The organism is Kitasatospora sp. NBC_01539 (genome assembly GCF_045040525.1).
Lineage (GTDB): Bacteria > Actinomycetota > Actinomycetes > Streptomycetales > Streptomycetaceae > Kitasatospora.
The window spans coordinates 793,146-818,503 of the sequence record NZ_CP109390.1; the positions used below are offsets into that span (position 1 = coordinate 793,146).

At 73.0% G+C, this 25,358-nt stretch carries 22 protein-coding genes; 7 read left to right on the plus strand and 15 right to left on the minus strand.

Features of this window, described 5'->3' with window-relative positions; genetic code table 11:
- Positions 1-70 precede the first annotated feature (70 nt).
- Positions 71-1,108, minus strand: a complete 1,038-nt coding sequence (locus tag OG335_RS03390) for a hypothetical protein (RefSeq protein ID WP_405009466.1) — start codon at positions 1,106-1,108, stop codon at positions 71-73.
- Positions 1,109-1,162: 54 nt separating this feature from the next.
- Here OG335_RS03390 and OG335_RS03395 point away from each other — a divergent pair, with 54 nt between their 5' ends.
- The 3 genes from OG335_RS03395 to OG335_RS03405 all read left to right on the plus strand — a co-directional run bounded on the left by OG335_RS03395 (position 1,163) and on the right by OG335_RS03405 (position 3,823).
- A complete protein-coding gene (locus tag OG335_RS03395; protein WP_405009467.1) occupies positions 1,163-1,675 on the plus strand; it encodes an EndoU domain-containing protein in 513 nt (170 codons plus the stop codon).
- 176 nt (positions 1,676-1,851) lie between these two features.
- Positions 1,852-2,232 (plus strand): hypothetical protein, encoded by a 381-nt coding sequence (locus tag OG335_RS03400; protein WP_405009468.1) that lies wholly within the window; start codon positions 1,852-1,854, stop codon positions 2,230-2,232.
- A gap of 484 nt (positions 2,233-2,716) precedes the next feature.
- Positions 2,717-3,823 carry a hypothetical protein gene (locus OG335_RS03405; RefSeq protein WP_405009469.1) on the plus strand — a complete coding sequence of 369 codons (1,107 nt, stop codon included), beginning with the start codon at positions 2,717-2,719 and terminating at the stop codon, positions 3,821-3,823.
- Positions 3,824-3,931: 108 nt separating this feature from the next.
- Here the strand turns inward: OG335_RS03405 and sucB are convergent, their stop codons facing one another.
- From sucB to OG335_RS03420, 3 genes are all read right to left on the minus strand, one after another.
- Entirely contained in the window at positions 3,932-5,308 is a 1,377-nt protein-coding gene (sucB, locus tag OG335_RS03410) for a 2-oxoglutarate dehydrogenase, E2 component, dihydrolipoamide succinyltransferase (protein WP_405009470.1), read from the minus strand.
- Between the two features lie 63 nt (positions 5,309-5,371).
- Complete coding sequence (gene lpdA, locus OG335_RS03415) at positions 5,372-6,760, minus strand: dihydrolipoyl dehydrogenase (protein ID WP_405009471.1); 1,389 nt, start codon at positions 6,758-6,760, stop codon at positions 5,372-5,374.
- 28 nt (positions 6,761-6,788) lie between these two features.
- On the minus strand, positions 6,789-9,131 hold the full coding sequence (locus tag OG335_RS03420; RefSeq protein ID WP_405009472.1) for a transketolase-like TK C-terminal-containing protein: 2,343 nt from the start codon (positions 9,129-9,131) through the stop codon (positions 6,789-6,791).
- A 159-nt stretch (positions 9,132-9,290) separates the two neighbouring features.
- Here OG335_RS03420 and OG335_RS03425 point away from each other — a divergent pair, with 159 nt between their 5' ends.
- From OG335_RS03425 to OG335_RS03435, 3 genes are all read left to right on the plus strand, one after another.
- The gene (locus tag OG335_RS03425) at positions 9,291-9,812 is read left to right on the plus strand and encodes an Lrp/AsnC family transcriptional regulator (protein WP_405015295.1); all 522 of its coding nucleotides are present in this window, start codon (positions 9,291-9,293) and stop codon (positions 9,810-9,812) included.
- A gap of 1,526 nt (positions 9,813-11,338) precedes the next feature.
- Positions 11,339-12,118, plus strand: coding sequence for a CoA transferase subunit A (locus tag OG335_RS03430; protein WP_405009473.1), 780 nt, complete (start codon positions 11,339-11,341; stop codon positions 12,116-12,118).
- Positions 12,118-12,753, plus strand: coding sequence for a CoA transferase subunit B (locus OG335_RS03435; protein WP_405009474.1), 636 nt, complete (start codon positions 12,118-12,120; stop codon positions 12,751-12,753). Before OG335_RS03430 ends, OG335_RS03435 begins: the two co-directional genes overlap by 1 nt.
- 175 nt (positions 12,754-12,928) lie before the next feature.
- Here OG335_RS03435 and OG335_RS03440 read toward each other — a convergent pair whose 3' ends face one another.
- The 3 genes from OG335_RS03440 to OG335_RS03450 all read right to left on the minus strand — a co-directional run bounded on the left by OG335_RS03440 (position 12,929) and on the right by OG335_RS03450 (position 16,852).
- Positions 12,929-15,253 carry a SpoIIE family protein phosphatase gene (locus OG335_RS03440; RefSeq protein ID WP_405015296.1) on the minus strand — a complete coding sequence of 775 codons (2,325 nt, stop codon included), beginning with the start codon at positions 15,251-15,253 and terminating at the stop codon, positions 12,929-12,931.
- A gap of 218 nt (positions 15,254-15,471) precedes the next feature.
- The gene (locus OG335_RS03445; protein ID WP_405009475.1) at positions 15,472-16,110 is read right to left on the minus strand and encodes a nuclear transport factor 2 family protein; all 639 of its coding nucleotides are present in this window, start codon (positions 16,108-16,110) and stop codon (positions 15,472-15,474) included.
- 163 nt (positions 16,111-16,273) lie between these two features.
- Positions 16,274-16,852, minus strand: a complete 579-nt coding sequence (locus tag OG335_RS03450; RefSeq protein WP_405009476.1) for an NADPH-dependent FMN reductase — start codon at positions 16,850-16,852, stop codon at positions 16,274-16,276.
- A gap of 385 nt (positions 16,853-17,237) precedes the next feature.
- On the opposite strand from OG335_RS03450, the gene OG335_RS03455 reads away from it, so the two are divergent.
- Positions 17,238-17,936: a GntR family transcriptional regulator gene (locus tag OG335_RS03455; RefSeq protein ID WP_405009477.1), complete on the plus strand. Its 699-nt coding sequence runs from the start codon at positions 17,238-17,240 to the stop codon at positions 17,934-17,936.
- Between the two features lie 81 nt (positions 17,937-18,017).
- On the opposite strand, the gene OG335_RS03460 is transcribed toward OG335_RS03455, so the two are convergent.
- From OG335_RS03460 to OG335_RS03495, 8 genes are all read right to left on the minus strand, one after another.
- A complete protein-coding gene (locus OG335_RS03460) occupies positions 18,018-18,875 on the minus strand; it encodes an SDR family oxidoreductase (RefSeq protein WP_405009478.1) in 858 nt (285 codons plus the stop codon).
- 173 nt (positions 18,876-19,048) lie between these two features.
- The gene (locus OG335_RS03465) at positions 19,049-20,257 is read right to left on the minus strand and encodes an acyl-CoA dehydrogenase family protein (protein ID WP_405009479.1); all 1,209 of its coding nucleotides are present in this window, start codon (positions 20,255-20,257) and stop codon (positions 19,049-19,051) included.
- Positions 20,258-20,490: 233 nt separating this feature from the next.
- Entirely contained in the window at positions 20,491-21,354 is an 864-nt protein-coding gene (locus tag OG335_RS03470; protein WP_405009480.1) for an SDR family oxidoreductase, read from the minus strand.
- A 123-nt stretch (positions 21,355-21,477) separates the two neighbouring features.
- Positions 21,478-22,122 carry an NAD(P)-dependent oxidoreductase gene (locus tag OG335_RS03475; RefSeq protein ID WP_405009481.1) on the minus strand — a complete coding sequence of 215 codons (645 nt, stop codon included), beginning with the start codon at positions 22,120-22,122 and terminating at the stop codon, positions 21,478-21,480.
- A gap of 97 nt (positions 22,123-22,219) precedes the next feature.
- A complete protein-coding gene (locus OG335_RS03480) occupies positions 22,220-22,681 on the minus strand; it encodes a hypothetical protein (RefSeq protein ID WP_405009482.1) in 462 nt (153 codons plus the stop codon).
- An 88-nt stretch (positions 22,682-22,769) separates the two neighbouring features.
- Positions 22,770-23,615, minus strand: a complete 846-nt coding sequence (locus OG335_RS03485; RefSeq protein ID WP_405009483.1) for a fumarylacetoacetate hydrolase family protein — start codon at positions 23,613-23,615, stop codon at positions 22,770-22,772.
- A gap of 179 nt (positions 23,616-23,794) precedes the next feature.
- Positions 23,795-24,355: a VOC family protein gene (locus tag OG335_RS03490; RefSeq protein ID WP_405009484.1), complete on the minus strand. Its 561-nt coding sequence runs from the start codon at positions 24,353-24,355 to the stop codon at positions 23,795-23,797.
- Between the two features lie 75 nt (positions 24,356-24,430).
- Positions 24,431-25,285 carry an oxidoreductase gene (locus OG335_RS03495; RefSeq protein ID WP_405009485.1) on the minus strand — a complete coding sequence of 285 codons (855 nt, stop codon included), beginning with the start codon at positions 25,283-25,285 and terminating at the stop codon, positions 24,431-24,433.
- Positions 25,286-25,358 lie beyond the last annotated feature (73 nt).

Here is a 25,358-nt window from a genome sequence, read left to right on the forward strand (position 1 = left end):
CGGACCGGGACGGTTCACCGCGCCCCTCGTCTCGCTCCGTCGCCGGCTGCCGGCTGCCGGCACCGACGGGTCACCACTCCCACCGGAAGCCGACCACGGCCTCCTCCAGGTAGGGCAGGAACTGGTGCATCACCCCGTCCGCGCCCACGGCGAGCGGGACTTCACGGACCAGCTCGCCGGCGTCGTAGTCGTCCCACGCGCACCACCAGGCCCGGCGGGGCACGGCGCGGTCGAAGACGATCCGCATGTCCACGTTGTCGATCCGCTTGCGTGCCGCCCGCCGCAGCTGGACGCACGGCCCGGGGGTGGGCCGGTGGACGGTCGTGTAGTGCAGCGAGGCGTGCTGGCCCCGGCGCAGCCGTCGGTCCAGGCCGAACCTCAGCCCCACGAAGCCCGGGCTGCTCGGCCGGAAGCCGCTGAACGTGCCGCCGACGACGGACTCGACACCGGTGACGGTGTCGCGCGGGCTGTACGCGTAGGAGTCGACGCCGTCCTCCAGTGCGAGCAGCACGTGGCTGTGCTCCGTCCGGCGCAGCATCCGGTCCGCGTCCAGGTGGTAGCGCGAGAACAGTGCGGTGGTGCGGTGGCGCTGGGGCTGGACCAGCGGAACGGGCGGGTGCCGCAGGGTGAACGTGATGCCGCTGCCGTCGAGGTCGAGTTCGCTGCGGCCGGAGAAGGCCTCCCAGACCAGCGCGGTGTCCTCGGCGGAGAACCCGAAGGAGTCGGTCAGCCAGGTGACGGTCTCGTGGGTCAGCTGTTCGCCGAGCAGGGCCTGGCGCACCCGGTCGCGCAGGCGGCGTGGGAGGTCCCGGTCGGTGTCCGGTCTCAACCCGCTGTCCCAGACGTGGAGTGCGACGACCTGGGAGACGGCGGAGTAGCTGATCCCGTCGCCGCGCTTCCGCCGGACGTGGGCCAGCCAGCGGTTCCGGTAGGCGGGGCGGCCGGTGAGCAGTCCGCGCAGCGCGCTGCCCGCGGCAGCGGCCCCCTGTGCCTGCGGGTCGTCGTCCGGGCGGGGCAGGTCGGTCCGGAGGTGTCGGGGCGGGCCGGGGTGCCGGGGCCGAGGGGTCCGCGGGTCGTGCGGTTGCTGTCCGGTGGGGGTCGCCGCCAATGCTGCCGCCTTACGGTAGGAGCCGAACGTCACCACGACACGGGGGTCGAACCGATGGTGCCCGAGCAGGAGCCCTACCGTCCCGCGAACGTCTACGGCCACGAGGCCGGTGGTCGGGGGGCGCTGCCCGGACGGTTCGGCGGGTGGGAGGACGTACCGGTGGAGGAGCCGGACGAGTCGGACGGTCCCGAGATCACGCCCGAACTCCGCAAGGCCGGAAGCTATCTGTCGCCCTTCCGGATGGACCACATCGCGGAGCTGCACTCGGCGAGGGCGGCGGCGCGGGGCTCCGGCAAGAGCCTCTTCCCCGCGGGCTGGACGGACGATCAGATCTTCGAAGCGGTGCAGGCGGTCGCCGCCGACCCCTCCTCCCGCTGGACCCGCGGGGACGACGACCTGAGCGGACAGCCGGGGACGCTGTTCAACCCCTGGCACCGGCTCCCGGACGTGGAGTGGGCGATCCCCGCGCGGTTCCGGGTGGACGGCACGCACCGCTCGGTGCGGATCCGGGTGATCGTGGAGCCCTACGGGGAGGGTGTCATCTCGGGTTACACGTACGGGGGTTGAGGGCTGCGGGGCACGGTCGGCGGCCATCGCCGTAGCGTCGCCGCAGCCTTCGTACGGTGGTCAGGTCCGCCGGATCCGGTCCGGGCGTCCCGCCACCGGGCCTGCCTGTCAACGAGCTTGCCGCTCGACGGATCCGACGGACCATCAGCACCGCACACCGAGCGAAGGGTCAGGACATGAATTCCCTCCTCCAGCGAGCTGCCGCGGTCGTGGCAGCCTGCGTCCCCCTGGCCGGGCTGACGGTCGCGGTCGCGCCGGCCGCCGACGCGGCGGGCTACGCGACGATGACCGTCCAGGCCGGGGCCGCGGCGCGCACCGCGCCGTACGCGGAGTCCTGGTCGTTCATCGGCTGGGTCACCTCCGACGGCTGGCGCAACCCCAACGGGCAGGCCTCCTGGGTGTCCTGCTGGAAGGACGCGGGCTGGGCCACGGGGAACTACTCCAGCAACCGGTGGTTCTACGCGTACGTGAACTACTCCGGCGGCGCGCAGCCGACCTGGGCCTACGTCCACTCCTCCTACGTCACCAACCAGTCGGCGGTTCCCGCCTGCCCGTAGCGGACGGACCGGCCCCGCTGATCGAGGTGTCCCGGGGCCGCGGCCCCGGGACACCTTCCGCGCCGCGGCCCGCGGCACGGTTCCGTGCACCGTTCCGGCCGTCGGGGCCGCACCCGCACCGGGGACGGCCGGGGAGGGCGGGAGCACCGGGGCTCCCGGGCAGGGTGTGGCGGGCCACGGGCCCGTGCGGCGGGTCCGGAGCGTCCGCCGGGCCCTGGTGGGGCGGGTGGGGCGGTTCCCGTGAACGGCCGACAACCGACCATCGGGAGCATGCCAGAGGTCTGTGCCACGGCGTTGGGCGATCCTACGATGTGAGGCGCCGCCGGGCCCGATCACCGGGAGCGGCCGACGCCGGACACCGTCCGGCGCACCAGAGCAGCCCGTCCCGGCGGAGCCGCCCGCCCCGGAGCCCGGGAGCGGGCTCGCAGCGCAGGCTGCACCGCGCAGGCAGCACACCCGTCCTCACCACCCAGGGGGTACGCACATGCACGCCCGCACCGTCGCACCGTCGTTCAGACCCGTCCGCGCCGTCCTGCTCGTCCTGGCCATGGTGGCCGGTCTCATGGCCGCCGCTCTGCCGGCCGCCGGGCCCGCCCACGCCGCCGTACCGGACCGCTGGGGCTTCGCGTTCCTCGACAACCCGACCCCGCCCGCGGGGTACGTCCCCGACCTCACCCGGCAGTGGGGCAGTTGGCCCTCCCCGGCCGCCAACCCGGTCAAGGTCGACCAGCTCGGCGTGGGCGCGTACGTGGTGCACTTCCCGTTGATCGCCGGCCCGGGCGGCATCGCCCACGCCACCGCCGTCGGCCGCACCGGCAACTGGTGCCAGATCAAGGGCTGGTCCACGGCGGGCACCGGGCAGGACGTCGCGGTCAACTGCTACCAGCCGAGCGGCGCCCCGTCGAACACCCTGTTCACCGTGCTCTACACCACCAGCAGCGGGACGCCCTCGCCGGCCGGCGGCAGCTACGGGTACACCTACTCGGCGGTCAGCGGGGCGGTGCTCGCGCAGTACAACTCGGCCGGGGCGGTCAACACGGTGAGCCACGGCTCGACCGGCATCTGGAAGGCGTGGCTGCCCGGCCTGGGGGTGTCCACCGCCGCCGGGAACATCGAGGTCACGGCGGTCAACGGGATCCAGGGCGCCCGCTGCAAGGTGGCCGACTGGGTACCGGGCGCGAGCGGGCAGACCGTGGTGGTGGCCTGCTTCAACGCCGCCAACGCGCCCTACGACACCACCTGGACGCTGAGTTACTCCCTCAAGCGGGCGGTGCACGGGCCGGCGTTCCCGCCGAAGTCCTTCGGCTACCTCTGGTTCAACGGCGGCGTACCGGCGAACACGAACTTCAACTCCGTAGGGGCGGTCAACACCCTCGCCGGATCCGCGCCGTTCACCGTCACCCTGCCCGGCGTGGCCGTCCCCTCGGACACCGCCCACGCCACCGCCTACGGCACCGGACCGGGCTGGTGCGGCCTCGCCATGCCCTGGGCGCGCACCAGCGGCACGGTGCAGCTCTACACCCTCTGCTTCAACCCGGGCGGCACCCCGGTCGCGGCCCCGTTCCTCACGGCCTACACCTCGGCCTTCTGACTCCCGCCCGACCCCTGTGGGCCCGGTCCGGCAGGCCGGGCCGGGCCCACGGCACGACACGCACGCCACGGCGGCCACGACATCCCGTCGTGGCCGCCGTGGCGGAGGTCAGAGCCCGAGGTCGGCCTCGAACGCACCCTCCTCCAGTCGGGCCTTCACCGTGCCGAGGAAGCGTGCGGCATCGGCACCGTCCACGATCCGGTGGTCGTACGACAGGGCCAGGTAGACCATGTCGCGGACGGCGACGACGGTGCCCTCCGGGGTCTCCAGCGCGACCGGGCGCCGGACGGTCGCCCCGATGCCCAGCATGCCGACCTGCGGCTGGTTGAGGATCGGGGTGTCGAACAGCGCACCGCGCGAACCGGTGTTGGTCACCGTGAAGGTGCCGCCGGCCAGTTCGTCCGGCTTGAGGCCGCCGTCGCGGGTCCGGGCCGCGAGGTCGGCGGTCCTCCGGGCGATGCCCGCGGTGCTGAGGTCGCCCGCCCCGTGGATGACCGGGACGAACAGGCCCCTGTCGGTCTCCACCGCGATGCCGATGTTCTCGACGTCGTGGTAGGTGATGGTGTCGTCCTCGTTCACCCGGGCGTTGAGGACCGGGTGCAGCTTGAGCGCCTCGACGGCGGCCTTGACGAAGAACGGCAGCGGGGAGAGCTTGACGCCCTCACGCTCCCGGAACCCGGCCATGGCGAGCTCCCGCAGCCGGATGATCCGGGTGACGTCGGCCTCGACCACGGTGGTCAGCTGGGCCGACACCTGGAGCGACTGGACCATGTGCCTGGCGATGGCCTTCCGCACCCGGGTCATGGGCACGGTCTGCCCGCGCAGCGGCGAGGGGGCGGCCGCCGCGGACGGCCCGGCCGGAACCGGGGACGGTGCGGCGGAAGGGGCGGCGGACGGGGAGGCGGGAGCAGCGGCGGGAGCCGGGGCCTCGGCGGCGGCGAGGACGTCCTGCCGGCGGATGCGGCCGCCGATGCCGGTCCCCTGCACGGCTGCCAGCGGGACGCCCAGTTCGGCGGCCAGTTTGCGGACCAGCGGGGTGGCGTAGGCGGCCTTGCCGCCGTCACCGGCCGGGGCCGGTGGGGTGAACGGGACCGGCGCCGGCGCCGCGGTCCGAGCGGGCGCAGGGGCCGGTGCGAGGGCCTGGGCCGGTACGGGCGCAGGGGCCGGGGCGGGCACAGGGGCCGGGGCGGTTTCCGTGACGGGGGCGGGTTCGGCGGCGGGGGCGGGTTCGGGGGTGGGGGTGCCGGTGCCGTCGTCGATGACGGCGAGTTCGGCGCCGACCTCGACCGTCTCGTCCTCGCCGACCTTGATCGAGGCGAGGATGCCGGCGACGGGGGCCGGGATCTCGGTGTCGACCTTGTCGGTGGAGACCTCGAGCAGCGGCTCGTCGACCTCCACGCGCTCACCCTCGGCCTTCAGCCAGCGGGTGACGGTGCCCTCGGTCACGCTCTCGCCCAGTGCGGGCAGTGTTACTGAGACCGCCATGGTGTCAGCGACTCCTATCAAGTCTTGCGTTCGGGAATGGATGGACTGCGGGGGGCCCGCGGATCAGTCGTGCGCGTGCAGCGGCTTGCCGGCCAGTGCGAGGTGTGCCTCGCCGAGGGCCTCGGACTGGCTGGGGTGCGCGTGGATGAGCTGCGCGACCTCGGCGGGCAGCGCCTCCCAGTTGTAGATCAGCTGGGCTTCGCCGACCTGCTCGCCCATGCGGGCGCCGACCATGTGGACACCCACGACGGCGCCGTCCCTGACCTGGACGAGCTTGATCTCGCCGGCGGTCTTGAGGATCTTGCTCTTGCCGTTCCCGGCGAGGTTGTACTTGAGCGTGACGATCTTGTCCTTGCCGTACTGCTCGACGGCCTTGGCCTCCGAGAGGCCCACGGAGGCGACCTCGGGGTTGGAGTACGTCACCCGCGGGATGCCGTCGTAGTCGATCGGGACGGTCTTCAGGCCGGCCAGGCGCTCGGCGACGAGCATGCCCTCGGCGAAGCCGACGTGGGCGAGCTGCAGGGTCGGCACGAGGTCGCCGACGGCGGAGACGGTCGGCACGCTGGTGCGCAGGTACTCGTCGACCAGGACGTAGCCGCGGTCCATCGCGATGCCCTGCTCCTCGTAGCCCAGGCCGGCCGAGACGGGACCGCGGCCGATGGCGACGAGCAGCAGGTCGGCGTCGATCTGCTTGCCGTTCTCGGTGGAGACGCGGACACCGTTCTCGGTGTACTCCACGCCCGAGAAGCGGGCCTTCAGCTCGAACTTGATGCCGCGCTTGCGGAAGGCGCGCTCCAGCAGCTTGGAGGAGTTGTCGTCCTCCAGCGGCACCAGGTGCGGCAGGCCCTCGACGATGGTGACGTCGACGCCGAAGGACTTCCAGACCGACGCGAACTCCACGCCGATCACGCCGCCGCCCAGGATCACGGCGGACTTCGGGATGTAGTCGAGCTTGAGGGCGTGGTCCGAGGAGATGACCCGGTCGCCGTCGATGGTCAGGCCCGGCAGCGACTTGGGGACGGAGCCGGTGGCCAGCACGATGTGGCGGCCCTCGATGCGCCGGCCGTCGACGTCCACCGAGGTCGGCGAGGAGAGCCGGCCCTCGCCCTGGACGAAGGTGACCTTGCGGGAGGCGACCAGGCCCTGCAGGCCCTTGTAGAGGCCGCTGACGACGTCGTCCTTGTACCTGTGGACGCCCTTGATGTCGATGCCCTGGAACGTCGCGAGGACACCGAACTCGGCGGCCTCGCGGGTCTCGTCGGCGACCTCGGCCGCGTGCAGCAGGGCCTTGGTCGGGATGCAGCCGCGGTGCAGGCAGGTGCCGCCGAGCTCACCCTTCTCGATCAGTGCGACGCTCAGACCCAGCTGGGCGGCGCGAAGCGCCGCGGCGTAACCGCCGCTTCCGCCTCCGAGAATGACTACGTCGAAAACGGTGCTGGCGTCGTTCGCCACGTCACGTCCTCCATGGGGGAAGGGGATGTCAGTCGGTGAGGTCGAGGGCGGCGGCGACGATGCTGTCCGTGTCGATGCCGTGGTAGCGGTAGACGTCCTGGATGGTCCCCGACTGCCCGAACCGGGTGACGCCGAGCGAGGTGACCGGCACGTTGTTGATCGTGGCCAGGAACGCCAGGGTGTGGGGGTGGCCGTCGAGGACGGTGACCAGGGGCGTGGCCCGGTCGGCGGGGAAGACCTGGTCCAGGATCCGGTGCGACCCGTCCTCCAGCCCGCGCCGGGCCTGCAGGGCCCGGAAGAGCAGGTCGGGGCTGGTGACGCAGACGACGTCGGCGCCGATGCCCTGCGCGGCGAGCCGGTCGGCGGCCGCGAGGGCCTCGGGGATCATCGCGCCCATCGCGGCGACGGTCACCGCCGGGGCCTCGTGCCGTCGCAGTGCGTACGCGCCGGCGACCGCCTGGCGGCGGCGGCGCTCACGGGCGACCGGGTCGGCCGGCACGGCGGCCAGGGTCTGGTCCACCGGCCGGGTGGACAGCCGCAGGTAGGCCGAGCTGCCGTCCGGGCCGCCGAGCCTGTTCATGGCCTCCAGGAGGCACCACTCGGTGTCCAGGGCGAAGGCCGGTTCGTAGCTGGTGACGCCCGGCTGCTCGATGCCGAGGGACGGGGTGGTGATCGACTGGTGGGCCCCGCCCTCCGGGGCGAGGGTGACGCCCGACGGGGTGCCGACCAGGATGGACCGGCCGCCGGCGTAGATGCCGAACGACCAGGGCTCCAGGGCGCGGTTGACGAACGGGTCGTAGACGACGCCGATGGGCAGCAGCGGCTGTCCCCAGCGGCTCCACGTGGCGCCGAGCTCGCCGAGGAGTCCGACCAGGTTGGTCTCGGCGATGCCGAGTTCGAGGTGCTGGCCGGTGGGGCGCTCCCGCCAGTGCAGGATCGTCTCCGCGTCGTCGGCGAACCAGTCGGTGCGCTCGGCCGCCGACCAGATGCCGACCTTGTTGATCCAGCCGCCCAGGTTGGTCGAGGAGCTGACGTCCGGGCTGACGGTCACGATCCGCGCCGCCGCCTCGGGCGCCTGCCGGGTGAGGTCGAGCAGGACCCTGCCGAGGGCCTGCTGGGTGGTGCCGGTACCGGACGGGGTGCGTCCGATGTCGGCGGGCACGGACGGGGACGGCTGCGCGGGGAGGTCTGCGCGCCGGAGCCGGTCGGCCGCGCGGAGGCACAGTGCGGCTTCGGCACTGCCGTCCGGGAAGCGGCCCCAGGGGGCGTCGAGGTCCGTCCCCACGCGGGCGGCCAGCTCCCGCATCTGTCCTTCGGTCAGCAGGGAGGAGTGGTTCTGCGGGTGGCCCTCGTTGGCGAGCCCGCGGCCCTTGACCGTGTAGGCGAAGATGACGGTCGGCCGCGTGTCGTCGATGGCGTCGTAGGCGTCCAGCAGCGCTCCGAGGTCGTGGCCGCCCAGGTTGCGCACCGCGGTGTGCAGTTCGGTGTCGTCCAGGTCCGCGACGAGGCGGCCGATCGGCTCGCGGGTCGAGCCGGTGCCGGGCAGGCGGTCGCGCAGCTGCTCGGGGGTGCAGCGCAGCAGCCGCTGGTACTCGGGGTTGCCCATGGCGTCCAGACGCACCCTCAGGGCGTCGCCGCCGGGGCGGGTGAAGAGGTCCTGGAGCTGCTGCCCGTACTTGAGGGTGAGCACCTGCCATCCGGCGGCGGCGAACGCGCCCTGCAGCCGGTCGGCGGCGATGTCGGGGACCACCCGGTCGAGGGACTGCCGGTTGAGGTCGACGACCCACACGATCTCGCCGAGGCCGGCGACCATCGGGTCGTGCACGGCCTCCCAGATCGCGCCTTCGTCGAGTTCGGCGTCACCGAGCAGCGAGAACTGGCGGCCGTGGCCGGCCTGTCCGAAGCGGCCGTCCACGTAGCGGCGGGCGATCGCCCCCCAGATCGGAGCCGTGGCACCGATGCCGACCGATCCGGTGGAGTAGTCCACCGGGTCCGGGTCCTTGGTGCGGCTGGGGTAGCTCTGCAGGCCCCCGAGGGCGCGCAGCGTGCCGAGGTACGACTCGTCGAGTTCGCCGAGCAGGTAGTTGATCGCGTGCAGCACGGGCGAGGCGTGCGGCTTCACGGAGACGCGGTCGTCCGCGCCGAGGTGGTGGAACCAGAGCGCCGTCATGATGGACGCCATGGAGGCGCTGGACGCCTGATGGCCGCCGACCTTGAGCCCTTCCGGGTTGGGGCGCACCCGGTTCGCCCGGTCGATGATCGCCGTCGACAGCCACAGCACGCGGTCCTCGACCGCTCGAAGGGTCTCCAGCACGTCCTGCCGGGAGCGGCCCGGCGTCTCCGATCCAGTCGACGCGGCACTCATGACCATGGTCCGACACCTCCGATACCTCATCTGCGCGCCTGCCGCGTAGAATCAACTTTGTGCTTCGCAAGTACACAGGGCACGCTTCATATGGACAACACATGCTCAAATTGTTGAGCAATGTGCTCAATGATCAAGCTGACGAGGGGTGCCCGCTTGAACACCGTGAACAGTGGCCGGACCGTCGACGCCACCGACGCCCGGATCCTTCTCGCCCTGGCGGAAGAGCCGCGGGCCACGGTCCTGGCCCTGGCCCAGCGCCTGGAGCTGTCCCGCAACACCGTCCAGGCACGGCTGGCGAGACTGGAGCACGGCGGCGCCCTCGGCTCCGGCGAACGCTGGGTGCTGCCCAGCGCGCTGGGCTATCCGCTCACCGCCTTCGTGACCATGCAGGTGGACCAGCACCGGCTCGCCGAGGTGTCCGACGCCCTCGCGGCCATCCCGGAGGTGGTCGAGGTCGTCGGTCTCAGCGGCGGGACGGACCTGCTCGCCCGGGTGGTCGCCGCCGACGCCGAGGACCTCTACCGGATCGCCGGGCAGATCCTCGCCAGCCCCGGCGTGGAGCGCACCAACACCGCTCTCGCGATGCGGGAGTTGGTGCCGCACCGGCTCACGCCGCTGCTGCAGCGGGTCGCCGGGGTCGAGCCCTCCCGCCGCCCGGCGGGGAACCGGCACCCGGCACGCTGACCGCTCGCGCGGCGGCGCCTGCCGCGGCGTTCCGGACGACCCGGCGAGTCGTCCGGCCCGGCGAGCCCCGGCCGGAGGACGGCCTGTGCTCAGGCCGCCCGGTCCGGGCCGTCCGGGGGCGACCCGGCCGGCTCGGGCGGCTCGGGTTCGACCGCGCCGGGTGCGACCAGGCCGATCCGGCCGCCCACCGCGAGCTGCCCGGAATTGACGGGCGACGACAGCCGCCTCGGAGAAGCCGGTGCGCCGGACCATTGTCGGCGCACCCCGCCCAGAGCATTCATGACCGCCTCGATTCACGGCTGTTGCACACGATCGGACAATGGCAGGGCGCGGCAGTTTCCGGGTGTCCGCGCACGGTCCCGAAACCGGACCGAAAGGAAGGTCGACGGCTCCGGAACCGGCCGGGGGCGTAACGGCGATCGCCACCCGGCTGCACGCACCCGCTGAGGGTGAATGCGCCGCGCCCTGCGTGGCAGCCACTGTAAGCGGTCACTGTTATAACAGCAAGGGAAGTGCGGCGCCCGACCATACGGACCAGGCCGGAAGGCATCCGGGGCCGAGCCGGGTCATCCGGCTCCACCGCAGGTCGGAGCAGGTTCGGGCAGGGGCGGAGGGTACGGCCGTATGGCGCCCGCCACATCCCCCTCACCGAAAACCGCACCACAGACGGTCAGCTCCCCCGTCCCGGCCGGGGGTTCCGAATCCGCACCCCCGTCAATACGACGTCAATTCGACGGGGACCGTCCGGATGCCTGCCGCAGGATCCGCTCCGGCCTGAGCACAATGCACACTCCCCGAAAGCCCGGAGGCCCGGGATTGCGCATACTGCGCGAATTCTTCGCGGGTGCTTGTGCGGGCCGCGGCGCGGTGCTGTTCTCGTCCGCAACGACTTTCCTTCCCTGCGACACGCAACCGGCCACCACCGGGTGGCACCGGAACCGTTCCGCACCGGGAGGGTGAGCTCCCGTCAGGGAGGGACCGGCCGCACCGCCCGCACCACCGCGGGCCGCGCCGGCTCCCCGCCGACCGGGCCCGGTCGTGCACACCACCGCACACCACCGCACGCCACGGCCCGCGCCTGCCGCCGCACCGCCGCGAAGGCGCTCAGCCCACCAGGAAACCATCGCCATGTACACCGAATGCACCTGCCAGTGCGCCCCCTCCGGGCACGACCACCTCCTCGTCTGCGCCCACACGGCCTTCCCGGGCCCGGACGCCCCCGTGGACCCCCTCTCCGCGCTCCCCGTCTGCGCCCCGTGCTCCGACGCCCGGCAGGGCCGGGCACGCCCGCGGGGTGCGGTCCCACCCGTACGGCCGGGGCTCGACGGCCCCGCCACGTCGAGGCCGTTCCCGCCCGCGCCGCCGCCCGCACCTCCGGTGACGGAGGCTCAGCACCTGCTCGCCCGGCTCCGGACGGCCCTCGGGCCGGGCACCCCGCCGCGGTGGCAGCCGACCACTCCGTGCCCGGTGCCGCAGCGGCCGCCGGGCCGCCCCGCCTCCACCGCTTCGATGACATGAAGGGTTCCATGGACAAGACGATCATCCACGCCGACCTGGCGGTCGCCGACATCCGCGACGGCGCCACCCTGGCCGTGGGCGGGTTCGGGCTGTGCGGCATACCGTCCGCCCTGATCTCCGCCCTGCACCGGTGCGGCACCACCCGCCTGGGCGTGGTCTCCAACAACTGCGGCACCGACGGGCACGGCCTGGGCGTGCTGCTCGCCGCCGGGCGGATCGCCCGGATCACCGGCTCCTACGTCGGCGAGAACAAGGAGTTCGCCCGGCAGTACCTCACGGGCGAGGTGGAGGTGGAGCTCGTGCCCCAGGGCACCCTGGCGGAGCGGCTGCGGGCCGGCGGCTGCGGCATCCCCGCCTTCTACACGCCCGCCGGCGTGGGCACCCAGGTCGCGGAGGGCGGCATCCCCTGGCGTCACGACGCCTCCGGCGGTGTCGTCGTCACCTCTCCCCGCAAGGAGGTGCGGGCCTTCGACGGCCTCGACCACGTGCTGGAGCACGGCATCACCACCGACTTCGCGCTGGTCCGGGCGGCCCGGGGCGACCGGCACGGCAACCTCGTCTTCGACAGGTCCGCCCGCAACTTCAACCCGCTCGCCGCGATGGCCGGCCGCATCACGATCGCCGAGGTCGAGGAACTCGTCGAACCCGGCGAACTCGACCCCGACGAGATCCACGTGCCGGGCGTCTTCGTCCAGCGGGTCGTTCCCCTCACCTCCCGGCAGGCCGCCGACAAGCAGATCGAACGGCGCACGGTCTCCGTGCCCGCGACCCGAGGGACGGTGGACTGATGGCCTGGACCCGCGACGAGATGGCCGCACGGGCGGCGGCGGAGCTGCACGACGGCGCCTACGTCAACCTCGGCATCGGCCTGCCGACCCTCGTGCCGAACCACGTGCCCGCCGGCGTGCAGGTGGTGCTGCAGTCGGAGAACGGCATCCTCGGCGTCGGCCCGTACCCGGCCGAGGACGAGGTCGACCCCGACCTCGTCAACGCCGGCAAGGAGACCGTCACCGTGCTGCCCGGCGCGGCCTTCTTCGACTCCGCGCTCTCCTTCGGCATGATCCGCGGCGGCCACATCGACACCGCGATCCTCGGCGCCATGCAGGTCTCCGCCACCGGCGACCTCGCCAACTGGATGATCCCCGGAAAGATGGTCAAGGGCATGGGCGGCGCCATGGACCTCGTCCACGGCGCCCGCCGCGTCATCGTCCTGACGGAGCACACCGCCAAGGACGGCACCCCCAAGATCCTCCGGGAGTGCACCCTCCCCCTCACCGGCCGGGCCTGCGTCCACCGCATCATCACCGACCTCGCCGTCCTCGACGTCGGGACCGACGGACTCACCCTGGTGGAGACCGCCCCCGGCGTCACCCCCGAAGAGGTCATCGCCCGCACCGACGCCCCGGTGACCGTCCGGTCGTAGGCGCGGCGGGCGGCGCTTCCGACGACGCGACCCGGTGCCGGCGGCACCGGGTCGCGCGGCATGCCGTCCGGCACCCCGGCCGGGCGGATCGGCGGGGCGGATCCGCCGGTGGGACGGGCCGGGAAGGACGGGCCGGGAAGTGGCACCTGGCGGGCCCGTTCCCGGAGGGGGCGGGTCAGTCGGCCGAGGTCTCCAGCTCCGCCCAGATGGTCTTTCCCGACCTCCCGTACCTGCTGCCCCAGCGGCTGCTCATCTGGGCGACGAGGAAGAGCCCGCGGCCTCCCTCGTCGCCGAGGGAGGCGCGGCGCAGCCGGGGCTGGGAGTTGCTCGGGTCGTTGACCTCGCAGACCAGCACGGAGTCGTGGATGAGCCGGAGGCCGATCGGGCCGCCCGCGTAGCGGATCGCGTTGGTGACCAGCTCGCTCACGATCAGCTCGACGGCGAAGTCGAGATCGCCGATCCCCCATTCGCGGACCTTGCCGCCGGCCACGGCCCTGGCGTCGGCGACCGTGGCGGGATCCGCCGGGAACTCCCACTCGGCGATGGCGTCGACGCGCAGCGGCCGGATGCGGGCGAGCAGCAGGGCGGTGTCGTCGGCCGCCGGGAGGCCCGCCTGTTCGGTGGTCAGGAGGTGGCCGGCCGTCTCCAGGGGGCATCCCGACCGGTGGAGTTCGGTGACGCGGTCGGCGAGGCGGCCCACGGCCACGTCGATTCCCTCGGCGGGGCGGCCGAGGAGGCCGTCGGTGTAGAGGGCGAGCCAGCTGCCGGGGCGCAGGTGGACGGTGGACGTCTCGAAGGGCAGGCCGCCCACGCCCAGGGGCGGGCCGGGCCGTACGCGGACGGGCCGGGCGGTGCCGTCGGGTTCGGCGACGATGGGTGGCGGGTGCCCTGCGCTGGCGACGGTGCACCGCTGGGTGACGGGGTCGTACAGCGCGACCAGGCACGTGGCGCCCACGGTGTCGCGTTCGGCCGGGCCGGCTTCGGCGGCGAGCCGGGTGACCAGTTCGTCGAGCCGGGTGAGCAGTTCGTCCGGGGCAAGTTCGAGGTCGGCCAGGGTCTGGACGGCGGTGCGCAGCCGTCCCATGGTGGCTGCCGCGTGCAGTCCGTGTCCGACCACGTCCCCGACGATCATGGCCACCCGCAGGGAGGGCAGCGGGATCACGTCGAACCAGTCGCCGCCGATCTCCGCGCCGTCGGCCGCGGGCAGGTACCGGCCGACGGCCTCCACGACCGGGGTGTGCGTGGTGGAGGCGGGCAGCAGGCGGCGCTGCAGGGCGACGGCGGCGCGGTGTTCGCGGGTGTAGCGGCGGGCGTTGTCGATGCTGAGCGAGGCGTGTGCGGCGATCTCGGTGAGCAGGTCCGCGTCCTGCGGGTCGAAGGGTTCGTCGCGGTCGATGCGCCAGGCGCCGATCATGCCGAGGACCAGCCCGCGGGCGAACAGCGGGGCGACGGCCATGTAGCGGCCGCCCTCGGGGATGAGCAGTCTGCCCAGCGCGCCCTCGCCGACGGCCTGTTCGAGGGTGGCGCGGTCGGCGACGAACGTGCGCCCTTCGTGGAGGATCCGGACCATGGTCCGGTCCGGGAGCTCGGGGAAGGCGTTCCCGGGTTCGAGGAGGCCGGCCGGCCAGCCGCCCTCCGCCCGGGCCGCCATCCGGTGCAGGTGGAGGTCGCCGCCGACGAACCCCTTGGGCGGCTCGTCGCCGACCAGGACGGCCTCGGCGAGGTCGACGGCGGCGAGGTCCGCGAAGTCGGGCACGAGGACGTCGACGATGTCCTGGGCGGTGCGTCTCACGTCCAGCGAGGGGCCGATCCGGATGGCGGCCTGGTGCCGCAGCCGCAGCCGCCGGCCGGCGAGCCACTCGGAGGTCGCGTCCGTCAGCAGGACCGTGACGCCCGTGGGGTGACCGCGGCGGTCGGTGGTGCGCAGCGCCGTCACCGAGAACGACCACTCGCGTGCCGGGTCGGTCAGGCTGCGTACGTGCTGGGCCCGGTCCACGATCGGCACGCCGGTCTCCAGCACGGCGCGCAGTCCGGCTTCCGTGGCGACGGCGTCCGGGACCGCCATCACGTCCGCCGGTGTGCTGCCCAGTGGCAGGGACCACCGGACGGGAGAGGTGAGGTTGGTGCGTGCGACGGACAGGTCGGTGTTCCGGAGGACGACGCCGACGCGCTGCTGTTCGAACAGGGCGCGCACGAGCGCCGCTCCCTGTTCGAACTCCTCCGCACGGTCGGCGGGGACGGCGAGCAGCAGCCGGTGCGCGGTCCCGTCCAGCGGCAGCAGGCGGCACCGGACGGCGACGGCGTGTCCGCGGGCGTGGCGCAGCAGCACCGTGGTTCCGGGCGGGAGCGCCGCCAGGTCGGCGTCCGGCTCCGCCGGGTCGGCGAGCAGGCCGGAGACGGGTCGGCCGCAGACCTCCTCGGCGGGCCGTCCCAGCAGGTCCGCGGCGGCCTCGGACCACTCCCTGACCGTGCCGTGACCGTCGATCAGGGCGGCCGCCACATCCGTCAGGGCGTCGTCGCCCCGGTCGGGGCCGCCGTCGTCGTGACCGTCGGAGGTTTCCACGCTGGCCCTCACCAACCGCTCGGGGCACCTACCGTCAATGTACGCCTTCGTGTCGTTCCGCAGGCGTCACCGACGGGCCTCCCCGGTGCGCGGGGCGGGCCCCCGGGCGGCTCCGCCCGGCCCCGCGGACGGCGCGCGGGGCCGGGCCGGCGCGGCTACTCGGCGTCCAGCCAGCTCCAGACGGCGGCGTAGAAGGCGGCGAGCTCCTCGGGACGGTCGTCGCCGAGTTCGTCGTGGCCGGGGGTGCGGCCCTCCCGGGCGATGTTCCACGCGAGCACCGCGTAGCTGGACCGGTACCCGGTGAGGTCCTCGGGGGGGATCACGATGCTCTGGCCCGGCACCGACGGGGTGAGGGTGGCGTATTCGTAGACGGCGTCCAGGGAGAGGATGCCCCAGACGTCGGCCCGTCGTTCCAGGCGGTAGTTCAGACGGGTGTGGGAGACGAGGTCGCCCGGTACGCCGTCGATCTCCACCTGGAACCGCATGGCGACGGACGCCTCGACGTAGGCCCTGGTGCCGCGGACGTGGACGACCGGCGCGGACATGTGGTGCAGGGCCACGGCTCCGCGCCGGGCCATCGCCGCGGAGCCCGCCACGAAGCCGGATCCGTCGCCGTTGTACCAGCTGAGGTGGACCGTGGAGTCCGGCCAGTACAGGGCGGCCATCTGCTCCCACCAGCCGCGGTCGCGCCCCTGGCGCTCGGCCAGGACGACCTGGGTGACGAGCGCGACGTCGCCGCCGCTCCCGGCGGGGTTCGCCCCCCGTGCACCGACGCCGATGTCTGTCGTTCCCATGCGATCCTCCTGCTGCCGGCGGGGCGCCCGTCGTTCGCCGGGCGCGGTGCGGCGGGTCGGGAGGTGTCCGGTCCTCCCCGCCTGCCGCCTGTCGTCAACTGTGCTCCTCGCTGCCGGACACGGGGAGGAGCGTCGGGCGCCGTCCGGCGCCGTCGGGGTCGGTTCAGTGGCCCGTCGGCCGCAGCTTCCCGGTCAGCCGGGCCAGCTCGCCGAGCATGAGGGCGGCGGCGTTGTCCAGGATCGCGTCCGGGGTGACCCCGCCCTCGGCGGTGAGCCTGTCCCAGGCGAACGGGATGTTGACCGCCTCCAGCACGGGCACCATCCGCAGCGTGGTCACGACCTGCTTGAGCTGCTGGACCGCCCGGACGCCCGCGCCGACGCCGCCGTAGCTGACGAAGCCGACCGCCTTGTCCGCCCACTCCTGGCACAGGTAGTCCAGGGCGTTCTTCGTGACGGCGCTGTAGCCGTAGTTGTACTCGGGGGTCACCAGCACGAAGGCGTCGGCGCGGTCGACGATCGCGCTCCAGTCCTTGGTGTGCTGGTGGACGTACTGCCGGAGCCTGGGGTGGTTCGGCTCGTCCAGGAGCGGCAGGCCCACCTCGGCGAGGTCGACGACCTCGACCTCGAAGCCCGCGTGCTTCTCGGCCGCCTCGGCGAACCACGCGGCGAAGGCCGGGGCGATCCGGTTGGGCCGCGTGCTTCCGACGTGGATCTGCAGGAGGGGACGTGCGGTGGTCGACATGCTGTTCCTCACGGTTTGACTGTCGGGTGGGAGGGATCGTCCGTCGGTCGCGTCCGCACGGGCCGCGCCGCGATGTGCCCGGAGGCGTCCGGCCGTGCCCCGGGCTGCCGCTGCGGCGGGTGTGCGGGCGGCGGGCCGGCGGTGCCGGAAGGCGGCCGCGGCCGCCCGCCGGGGTCGCGGGGGCGGGGTCCCGCCCGGTGGCGCCCGGGCCGGGAGTGGGCCGGAACGGGAGGGTGAGGGCGGCGGACGTCGTGGAGAGTTCCACTCTCGGACCGTACAAGTGTTATATCATATGACGGAGATGGTGCGGTCGCACCACCCCCGCCCGGCGGGCACCGTCGGCGCTACCCTGGTCATCACGTTGAGCGCGAAAGCAGGAACACTGATGAAGCCCCCCGTCCAGCCGATCGAGACCCGGTCGGTCCCGGATCTGGTGACCGCCGAACTGCGGCGCTCGATCGTCTCGGGAGACCTCGCACCCGGCGAGACGTTCTCGCTTCGCAAGATCGCCGCCATGCTCGACGTCAGCTTCATCCCGGTACGGGAGGCCCTGCGCAACCTGGAGGGCGAGGGCCTCGTGATCACCCGGCCCGGCCGCAGCGCCTGCGTGGCACCGCTCGACCTCGACGACCTCCAGGGGATCTACCGGATCCGCCGCAACCTCGAACCCGAGCTCGCCGGCCGCTCCTGCCTGTTGATCTCCGACGCCGAGCTGGACCGGCTCCAGACCCAAGTCGAGGACTTCGGGGATCCCCAGCACACCATCCAGACGGTCTACGACTCGCACCACGAGTTCCACGCCGCCCTGCTCGCACCGGCGGCCGGCACGTGGGAGATGCGGGTCCTGAACATGCTCTGGCGCGCCGCCGAACGCTACATCCGGATCGGCTTCGGCCGGATCGACCCCGCACCCGAGGACAAGCTGCGGCGCCGGCACGCCCACGAGGTCCTCCTCGAAGCGTTCCGCCGGCGCGATCCCGACGCCGCCGCGGAGGCCGTGCTGGTCCACCTCACCCGGAACGAGGAGACGGCGCTGCGCGCGCTCGCCGTCGTCACCGACGCGAAGGCGGCCGGGGGCTCCTGACGGACCGCCCGCCGCCGGCCCGCGGTCGGAGCGACCCGCCCGCGGGCCGTCCGGCGGCGGCCGGCGCGGGCCGACCCGCCGTCAGGCGTTCGCTGCCCCGAGCTCGCGCAGGACGTACGCGCGGAGCGTCGTCGGGGCGCGGCCCAGCAGCCAGGTCAGCACGTTCGGGTTGCCCGTGATGCCGTAGCGGCTGTAGTGCCCGAAGAGGCGGTACATGATGTCGTACGGGAACTCGGCCTCCGCCAGCCGCTGACGCTCGGGGCTCACCAGGTCGGCGAGCGCCTCGACCTCGGCGACGACCGGCCGGCCCGACAGCTCGGCGAGGACGCCGGCGATCTCGTGGCCGCTCACGTAGTCGGACCCGCACAGCTCGTACGTCGCGTAGTGGTGACCCGGATCCCCCACCACCTTCGCGGCCACCTCGGTGACGTCCTCCAGGTCGACGTGCGCGAGGCGGGAGTCGGCCGAGTGCGGCTTGCCGTACACGCCCGACGCGACGGTGCCGACGACGTCGATGTTCTGCAGGTAGTGCATCGGCTGCAGGATCGTGAACGGGATCGGCGACTCGATCACGGCCCGCTCCACCGCCAGCTTGGCCTGGTGGTTCAGGAGCGCCTCGATCTGCGGGTGCACCACCGAGAACTGCACGAAGTGCCGCACGTCGTGACGCCGCGCCTCCGCGACGACCGCACGACCGATGTCGGCCTCACGGTGGTGGAACAGCGGACCGATGTGAACCACCGACTCCACCCCCTCCATCGCCTTCCGCAGATCCGCCGGCTCCAGCAGGTCCGCCACCACCGACTCGGCCGCACCCAGCTCACGGACCTCGTGCACCGACGGCGCGATGTCCGCCGCCCGCACCTCCTTGCCCTCCCGCACCAACGCGCGAATCAGGCTGCGGCCGGTCCGGCCGCTTGCTGCAGTTACCAGGATCACGATGTCTCCAGACGATCGACTCAGGTCGAGCAGAAAATGAACGTGCTGCCGGCGGCCGTGGCGGGTCGTTCCTGCGCGGGGCACGGGACACCGGGCGCCCCCTCTCCCGCACCCGCGCCCCGCGACCGCCACGGCTGCTCCGGCTGCTCCGGCGGTGACCCGCCGTGCGGGGCCTAGATCATGGGGGTGATCCGCTCCTCGGAGCCGACGAGCGCCTTGCCGTAGATCTCGTAGCAGACCATCGGCAGGATGCCCGCATGGCGCGAGGCCACCTCGGAGTCCCGCCAGATCCGCTGCAGCGGGTTGGCCTCGGCGAAGCTGCCCGAGCCGTGCGCGTAGAGCAGGACGTCGATCGCCTTCACGACGTTCTCGATCGCGTAGCCGATGTCCGCCCGGATCCGTGCCCGGTCGAGGAATTCGAGCTTGCCGCCCTCGGCCGCGGCCGTGTCGAGGTCGTCGGTCACCCGGTGGGCGTGGAAGTGGGCGGTGTCGAGCAGCATGGTCGCCTGCGCCAGCTGGATCTGGAACGCCACCGAGTCTGCCTGCCGCGCGTAGACGGTGTTGGCGACGCCCTTGGTGGCCGCCTTCTCCTTCACGATCTCCAGCGCGGCCCGGCCCAGACCGAGCTGCGGCCCGACCATGCCCACGGCGAAGAACGGCCCGAGCGGCGAGCGGTAGAGGAGTTCCTCGGTGTACTCCGTCGGGAAGTTGCCCTCGATCGCCGGGCCGACGGACATCAGCCGGTGCTCCGGGACGAACACGTCGGTGGCGATGAGGCAGTTGGATCCCGAGGCGCGCATGCCGGCGACGAACCAGGTCTCCTGAAGGTCGAGGTCGCTCCGCGGGACCAGGGCCATCGCCATGTCGACGACCTCGCCGGCGTCGTTGGTGACGGGCACGCTGAGCACGGCCCAGTCGGCGTGCCAGGAGCCGGAGTTGTAGAACCACTTGCCGGTGACCCGGAAGCCCCCGGTCACCTTCGTCGACTCGACGAGCGGCGAGAAGACACCCGACACGAGCGCCCCGGGGTTCGCCGCCCAGACGTCGTCCTGGGCCTGCGCGGGGAAACAGCCGGCCAGCCACGCGCCCGAGTTGAGCAGCGAGACCACCCATGCCGTGCCGCCGTCCGCCTCGCCCACGGCGGCGGAGACGTCGACCAGGGTGCGCATCGAGGTCTCGAACCCGCCGTAGCGCTTCGGCTGGAGGAGCTTGAACAGCCCGGCCTTCTGGAGCGCCTGGATGCTCTCCTCCACCACGCGGCGGTCCTGCTCGCCCTGCGCCGAGTTCGCGCGCAGCAGCGGCCGGAGTTCCCTGGCACGGGCGACGAGGGCGGCCGCGTCGAGGTCGCCGGTGAGGGTGTGTGTGTCAAACGACGTGGTCATGCGTTGTCCCTCGAAGTTCGGTGCGCCGCGAGGGCGCGTGGTGTCTGCGGACGTGCGGGTGGCCGGTCGGCGGTGGCGCCCGGTCCCGCGCTCCTCGCTCCGGGTCGATCCCTGGTCACGGCGTCGTCCGTACGACGGCGACGGCCGGGATCACCCGGTCATTCCAGTGTGTACCGCTCCGCGGAACGGGGCGGTGGGCCCGGCGGGGCAGCCGCCGGGCCGCCAGCCGCTGTTCAGGCCGTGGCGGCCGCGGCGGCGAGTTCCCGCGCCACGTACGCGCGGAGCGTCGTCGGGGGGCGGCCGAGCAGCCAGCCCAGCACGTTCGGGTTGCCGGTGATGCCGTACCGGCTGTAGTGGCCCCACAGCCGGTACATCACGTCGTACGGGAACTCGTCCTCCTGGTGCTGCCGGCGCTCGCTGCTCGCGAAGTCGCCGATCGCCTGGAGCTCGGTCGTGATGGTGCGACCGGCGACCTCGCCGATGGCGGCCGCGATCTCGTGGCCGTTCACGTAGTCGGACCCGCACAGTTCGTAGGTGGCGTGGTGGTGGGACGGGTCGCCGACGACCTTCGCGGCCACCTCGGTGACGTCTTCGATGTCGACCTGCGCCAGCCGGGTGTCGTGGGAGAACGGCTTGCGGTGGACCCCCGACCGGACGGTCTCGACGACGTTGATGTTCTGCAGGTAGTGCATCGGCTGCAGGATCGTGAACGGGATCGGCGACTCGACCACCGCGCGCTCCACCGCCAGCTTGGCCTGGTGGTTCAGCAGCGCCTCGATCTGCGGGTGCACCACCGAGAACTGCACGAAGTGCCGCACGTCGTGACGCCGCGCCTCCGCCACCACGGCACGGCCGATGTCGGCCTCACGGTGGTGGAACAGCGGACCGATGTGGACGACCGACTCGACGCCCTCCATCGCCTTGCGCAGATCGGCCGGCTCCAGGAGATCGGCCACCACGGACTCGGCCGCTCCGAGCTCACGGACCTCGTGCACCGAGGGCGCGATGTCCGCCGCCCGCACCTCCTTGCCCTCGCGCACCAGCGCGCGGACCAGACTGCGGCCGGTGCGGCCGCCGGCCGCTGTTACCAGGATCATGGGGACCTCCGGATTGCCTGGCCCGCCCGTGACCGGGCGGGCCAGCAGGAATGCTGGGTTCTTGCACGTGCCGTCCGGTCGCCACCGGGGACGGGCCCGGCCGACGAACGGCGGAAGTGCCTGTCAGTAGGCGACCGTGAACCGCGCGCGGCGGTGGACGGGACGCTCGATCTCGTCGACGAAGGCCGTGGCGAAGTCCGCCCCGGAGATCTCCGAGCGGCCCTGCTCGTCGGTGAGCATGACCTCGCCGCCGACCCGGAACGTCCCCGTCGCCTCGCCGGGCGCGTAGTGCCCGAAGCCCCGGGGCGGGCTCAGCACGAACCAGTCGAGGCCCGGGTCGCTGCCGCGGAGTGCCTGCAGGACGGTGTCGCCGATGCGCGCGTAGCCCCGGAACTGCTCGGGGAACTCCGGCGCCTCGTAGACCACCGGGCCGTCCGCCGTGAGCAGCAGGGATCCGGCCCCGCCGACGACGCCGAGGCGGGCGCCCCGGCTGCGGGCGAGCTCGGCGATCTCCGCGTTCAGCTCCACGAAGCCGTCCTGGAGCTCCCCGCTCGGCGCCAGCGCGACGACGATCACCTCCGCGCCCGCCGTCGCGCGTTCGAGATCGGCCCGGCTCTGCGCGGACCCGGTGACGGAGACGACCCCGTCGATCGCCTCGTCGGCCGCCTTGCGGCTGAAGGCGACGACCTCGTGTCCGCGCGCGGCTGCCTCGCGGACGATGGCGCTGCCGGCGTAGCCGGTGCCGCCGAGAACGGTGATGCGGGCCATGAGGACTCCCAACTGATCTGCGCCGGGGCGTCTCCCCGACGTGCACTGCACTGCCGCGGCACCCGGAGGTAACCGGTGTGCCGGCCCCGCGTCCGGCTCAGCTGCCCTCTGCTGCCGAGGCCGCGAGCGCCCCTGCCGTGATCGCCGCGTAGGCCTCCCGGACGGCCGGGACGAGCGCCCTGGCGGCCTCGGGGTCGGACTGCTCGGCCCGGAGCTTGAGGATCTCCCCGGAGCGACGGTCGGCGGGCACGTCGGCGGTGCGCGCCGTGATCAGGACGTGGAAGTGCGGGAAGGCCTCCCCGAACATCAGCATGTACGTGGCCTCGGCCCCGGTGGCCCGGGTGACGGCCTCGACCAGGTCCCTGGCGCGCCGGCCGAAGGTCTCCTGCTCCTCCTCGCTCAGGCCGGTGATCCGCTCCGCGTGGCGGCGGGCGCGCAGGAAGAACCACCCGGGGACGTCGTAGCCGGGGACGATCTCGCCGGCCCAGAGCTCGTCGCGGAAGACCACATGGGACTCCTCGGAATTCTCGAGTCCGCAGATCTGGCAGTTCGGTTCCATGGGTACATCCATTCGCTTCGGGGTCGTACGGGGGACGGTCGTAAGGGGGACGGTCGGACGCGCGGCTCGATCGGGGACGGGGCTGCCGTCAGCTGCCGGCGACGAAGCGCGTGCGGATCGATCCGATGCCCTCGATGCCGGTGACGAGCTCGTCGCCCGGCCGGATCAGCACCTTGGGGTCGCGCGCGAAGCCGATGCCGGAGGGCGTGCCGGTGAAGATGACGTCGCCGGGCGCCAGGGGCACGGTCGCGGAGAGCCGCGCGATGATCTCGGCGACCGGGAAGATCATGAGCTTCGTGCGGGACTGCTGCATCGACGCGCCGTTCAGGGTGCAGCCGATCGCGAGGTCGTCCGGGTTCTCGAACTCGTCGACGGAGACGAGGGCGGGCCCCATCGGCGCGAAGCCGGGGAAGGACTTGCCCATGCTGAACTGCGGCGTCGGCGGACGGAGTTGCAGCTCCCGCTCGGAGAGGTCCTGCCCCACGGTCAGCCCGGCGACGTGGTCCCAGGCCTGGGAGGCGTCGATCCGGTGGGCGTGTCGGCCCATGACGATCACGAGCTCGGCCTCGAAGTCGACCGAGCCACGGGGCAGTTCGACCTCGGCGAACGGGCCGGTGATCGAGGAGCGGAACTTCGCGAAGACCACCATGGCGTCGGTGGAGGCGTCGAGTCCGGCCTCCTCCGCGTGGTCGAGGTAGTTGAGCCCGATCGCGAAGACCTGCCCGGGGCGCGGGGCCGGCGAGCCCAACTGCGCCTCGTCCAGGGGCTTCACCGGCGCGTCGTCCGCTTCGGCCGCCCAGGCGGTGAACTCCGGCCACCGGTCGTAGACCGCGTGGACGTCCGGCGGGAACAGGCCGCCGCTCGCCTCGGCGATGTCGACGACTCCGTCGCCGACGAGCAGGCCCGGCCTGCCCGCCACGTTGACGATCCGCATAGGTCACTCCTCATCTCGGCGCTCTCCGGGACAGCCCCGGGAGACACCGATCGGCCGCCACAACAGCGGACTTCAATATATGTGATAACACTTGGTCTTTGGCAAGCCCGGTGCTCCGTGGATCCGGTTCGGCACCGGGCCGCCCGGCCCCGGCGGTGCCGGGGCCGGGGAAGGCCGTCTCAGTCGGCCATCGGGTGCGGGAGCTCGGGGCTCGTCCTGAGCGCCCACTCCCGGGTCTGCAGCTCGGCGGCCGCCACGCCGGCCCGGCGCGCCTCCACCATCAGCTCGGGCCTGTACCGCACGCCGATCGGATCGGCGTCGTACTCCGGGCCCTCCATGTAGGCGGTGGCCTCGTCCGCCGTGGCGAAGTTGTCGACCTGCATCTCCACGTGGTTGCCGTCGGGGTCCTCGTAGTACAGCGACGTCGTGACCCCGTGCTGGACGGGCTTCCACGGCTCGATGCCCTTGGCCAGGAGCTCCTGGTAGCGGTCGAGCAGCTCGTCGAGCGAGTCGAAGGTGTACGCGACGTGGTTCACGATCGCCGCCTTCGGCGACTTGCGCTCCAGGCCGGGGATGTGGGCGAGGGCGATGCGGTGGTGCTCGTCGTCGAAGGTCAGGAAGGTCAGGCCGTGACCCTCGTAGACGACGTGGGCGCCCAGCAGCGCGCAGTACCACTCGCGCATCACGTCGGGTTGGGACGTCTGGAACACGACGTGGGCGAACCTGGGGGTGGAGGTCATGCTCGTGTCTCCTCTGCGGGGTGGTGGGCGGTCGGGCCGGTGGCACGGGCGCCCCCGCGGGGGCGCCCGGCCGCGTCACCCCGCGATGGCGTCGAGTTCGGCGACGGCGTCGTCGGGCAGGTCGAGCCCGGCACCGGCGACGTTCTCGCGCAGGTGCCCGATCGAGGAGGTGCCCGGGATCAGCAGGATGTTGGGCGAGCGCCGCAGGAGCCACGCCAGCGCGACGGCCTTGGGGGTCGATCCCAGGCGGGCCGCGACGTCGTCGAGCACCCCGGACTGCACCGGGGAGAACCCGCCGAGCGGGAAGTAGGGCACGTAGGCGATGCCCTGCTCCGCGAGACCGTCGATCAGGGCGTCGTCGCCGCGGTTCGCGATGTTGTACATGTTCTGCACGCACACGACGGGCGCGATGGTCCGGGCCTCGGCGACCTGCTCGGCACTCACGGTGCTGAGCCCGAGGTGCCTGATCAGGCCCTGCTGCTGCAGCTCGGCGAGGACGGTGAAGGGCTTGGCCACCGACTCGGCCGGCCCGCCCATGCGGAGGTTCACGACGTCGAGGGCGTCCAGGCCCAGGTTGGTCAGGTTGTCCTGGACGGCCTGGCGCAGCTGGGCCGGCTCGGCGGCCTGCGGCCAGCCGCCCGCCGCGTCGCGGGCGAATCCGACCTTGGTGACGACGTGGAGGTCGCCGGGGTACGGGTGGAGGGCCTCGCGGAGGATGCCGTTGGTGACGTGCGGACCGTAGTAGTCGCTGGTGTCGATGTGCGTGATGCCGAGTTCGACGACCTCGCGGACGACGGCGACCGCGGCGGCCCGGTCGGCGGGGGGCCCGAACGCCCCCGGGCCGGTGAGCTGCATGGCGCCGTAGCCCATCCGGGTGACGGTGAGGTCGCCGCCGAGGACGTAGGTGCCTCCGGGGACGGTGTGCGGCATGTCGGGTGCTCCTGGTGTTCCTGGGGTGGATGCTGGCTGCGTGGCGGCGCCGGCTCGTGCGGCGCCGCTCCCG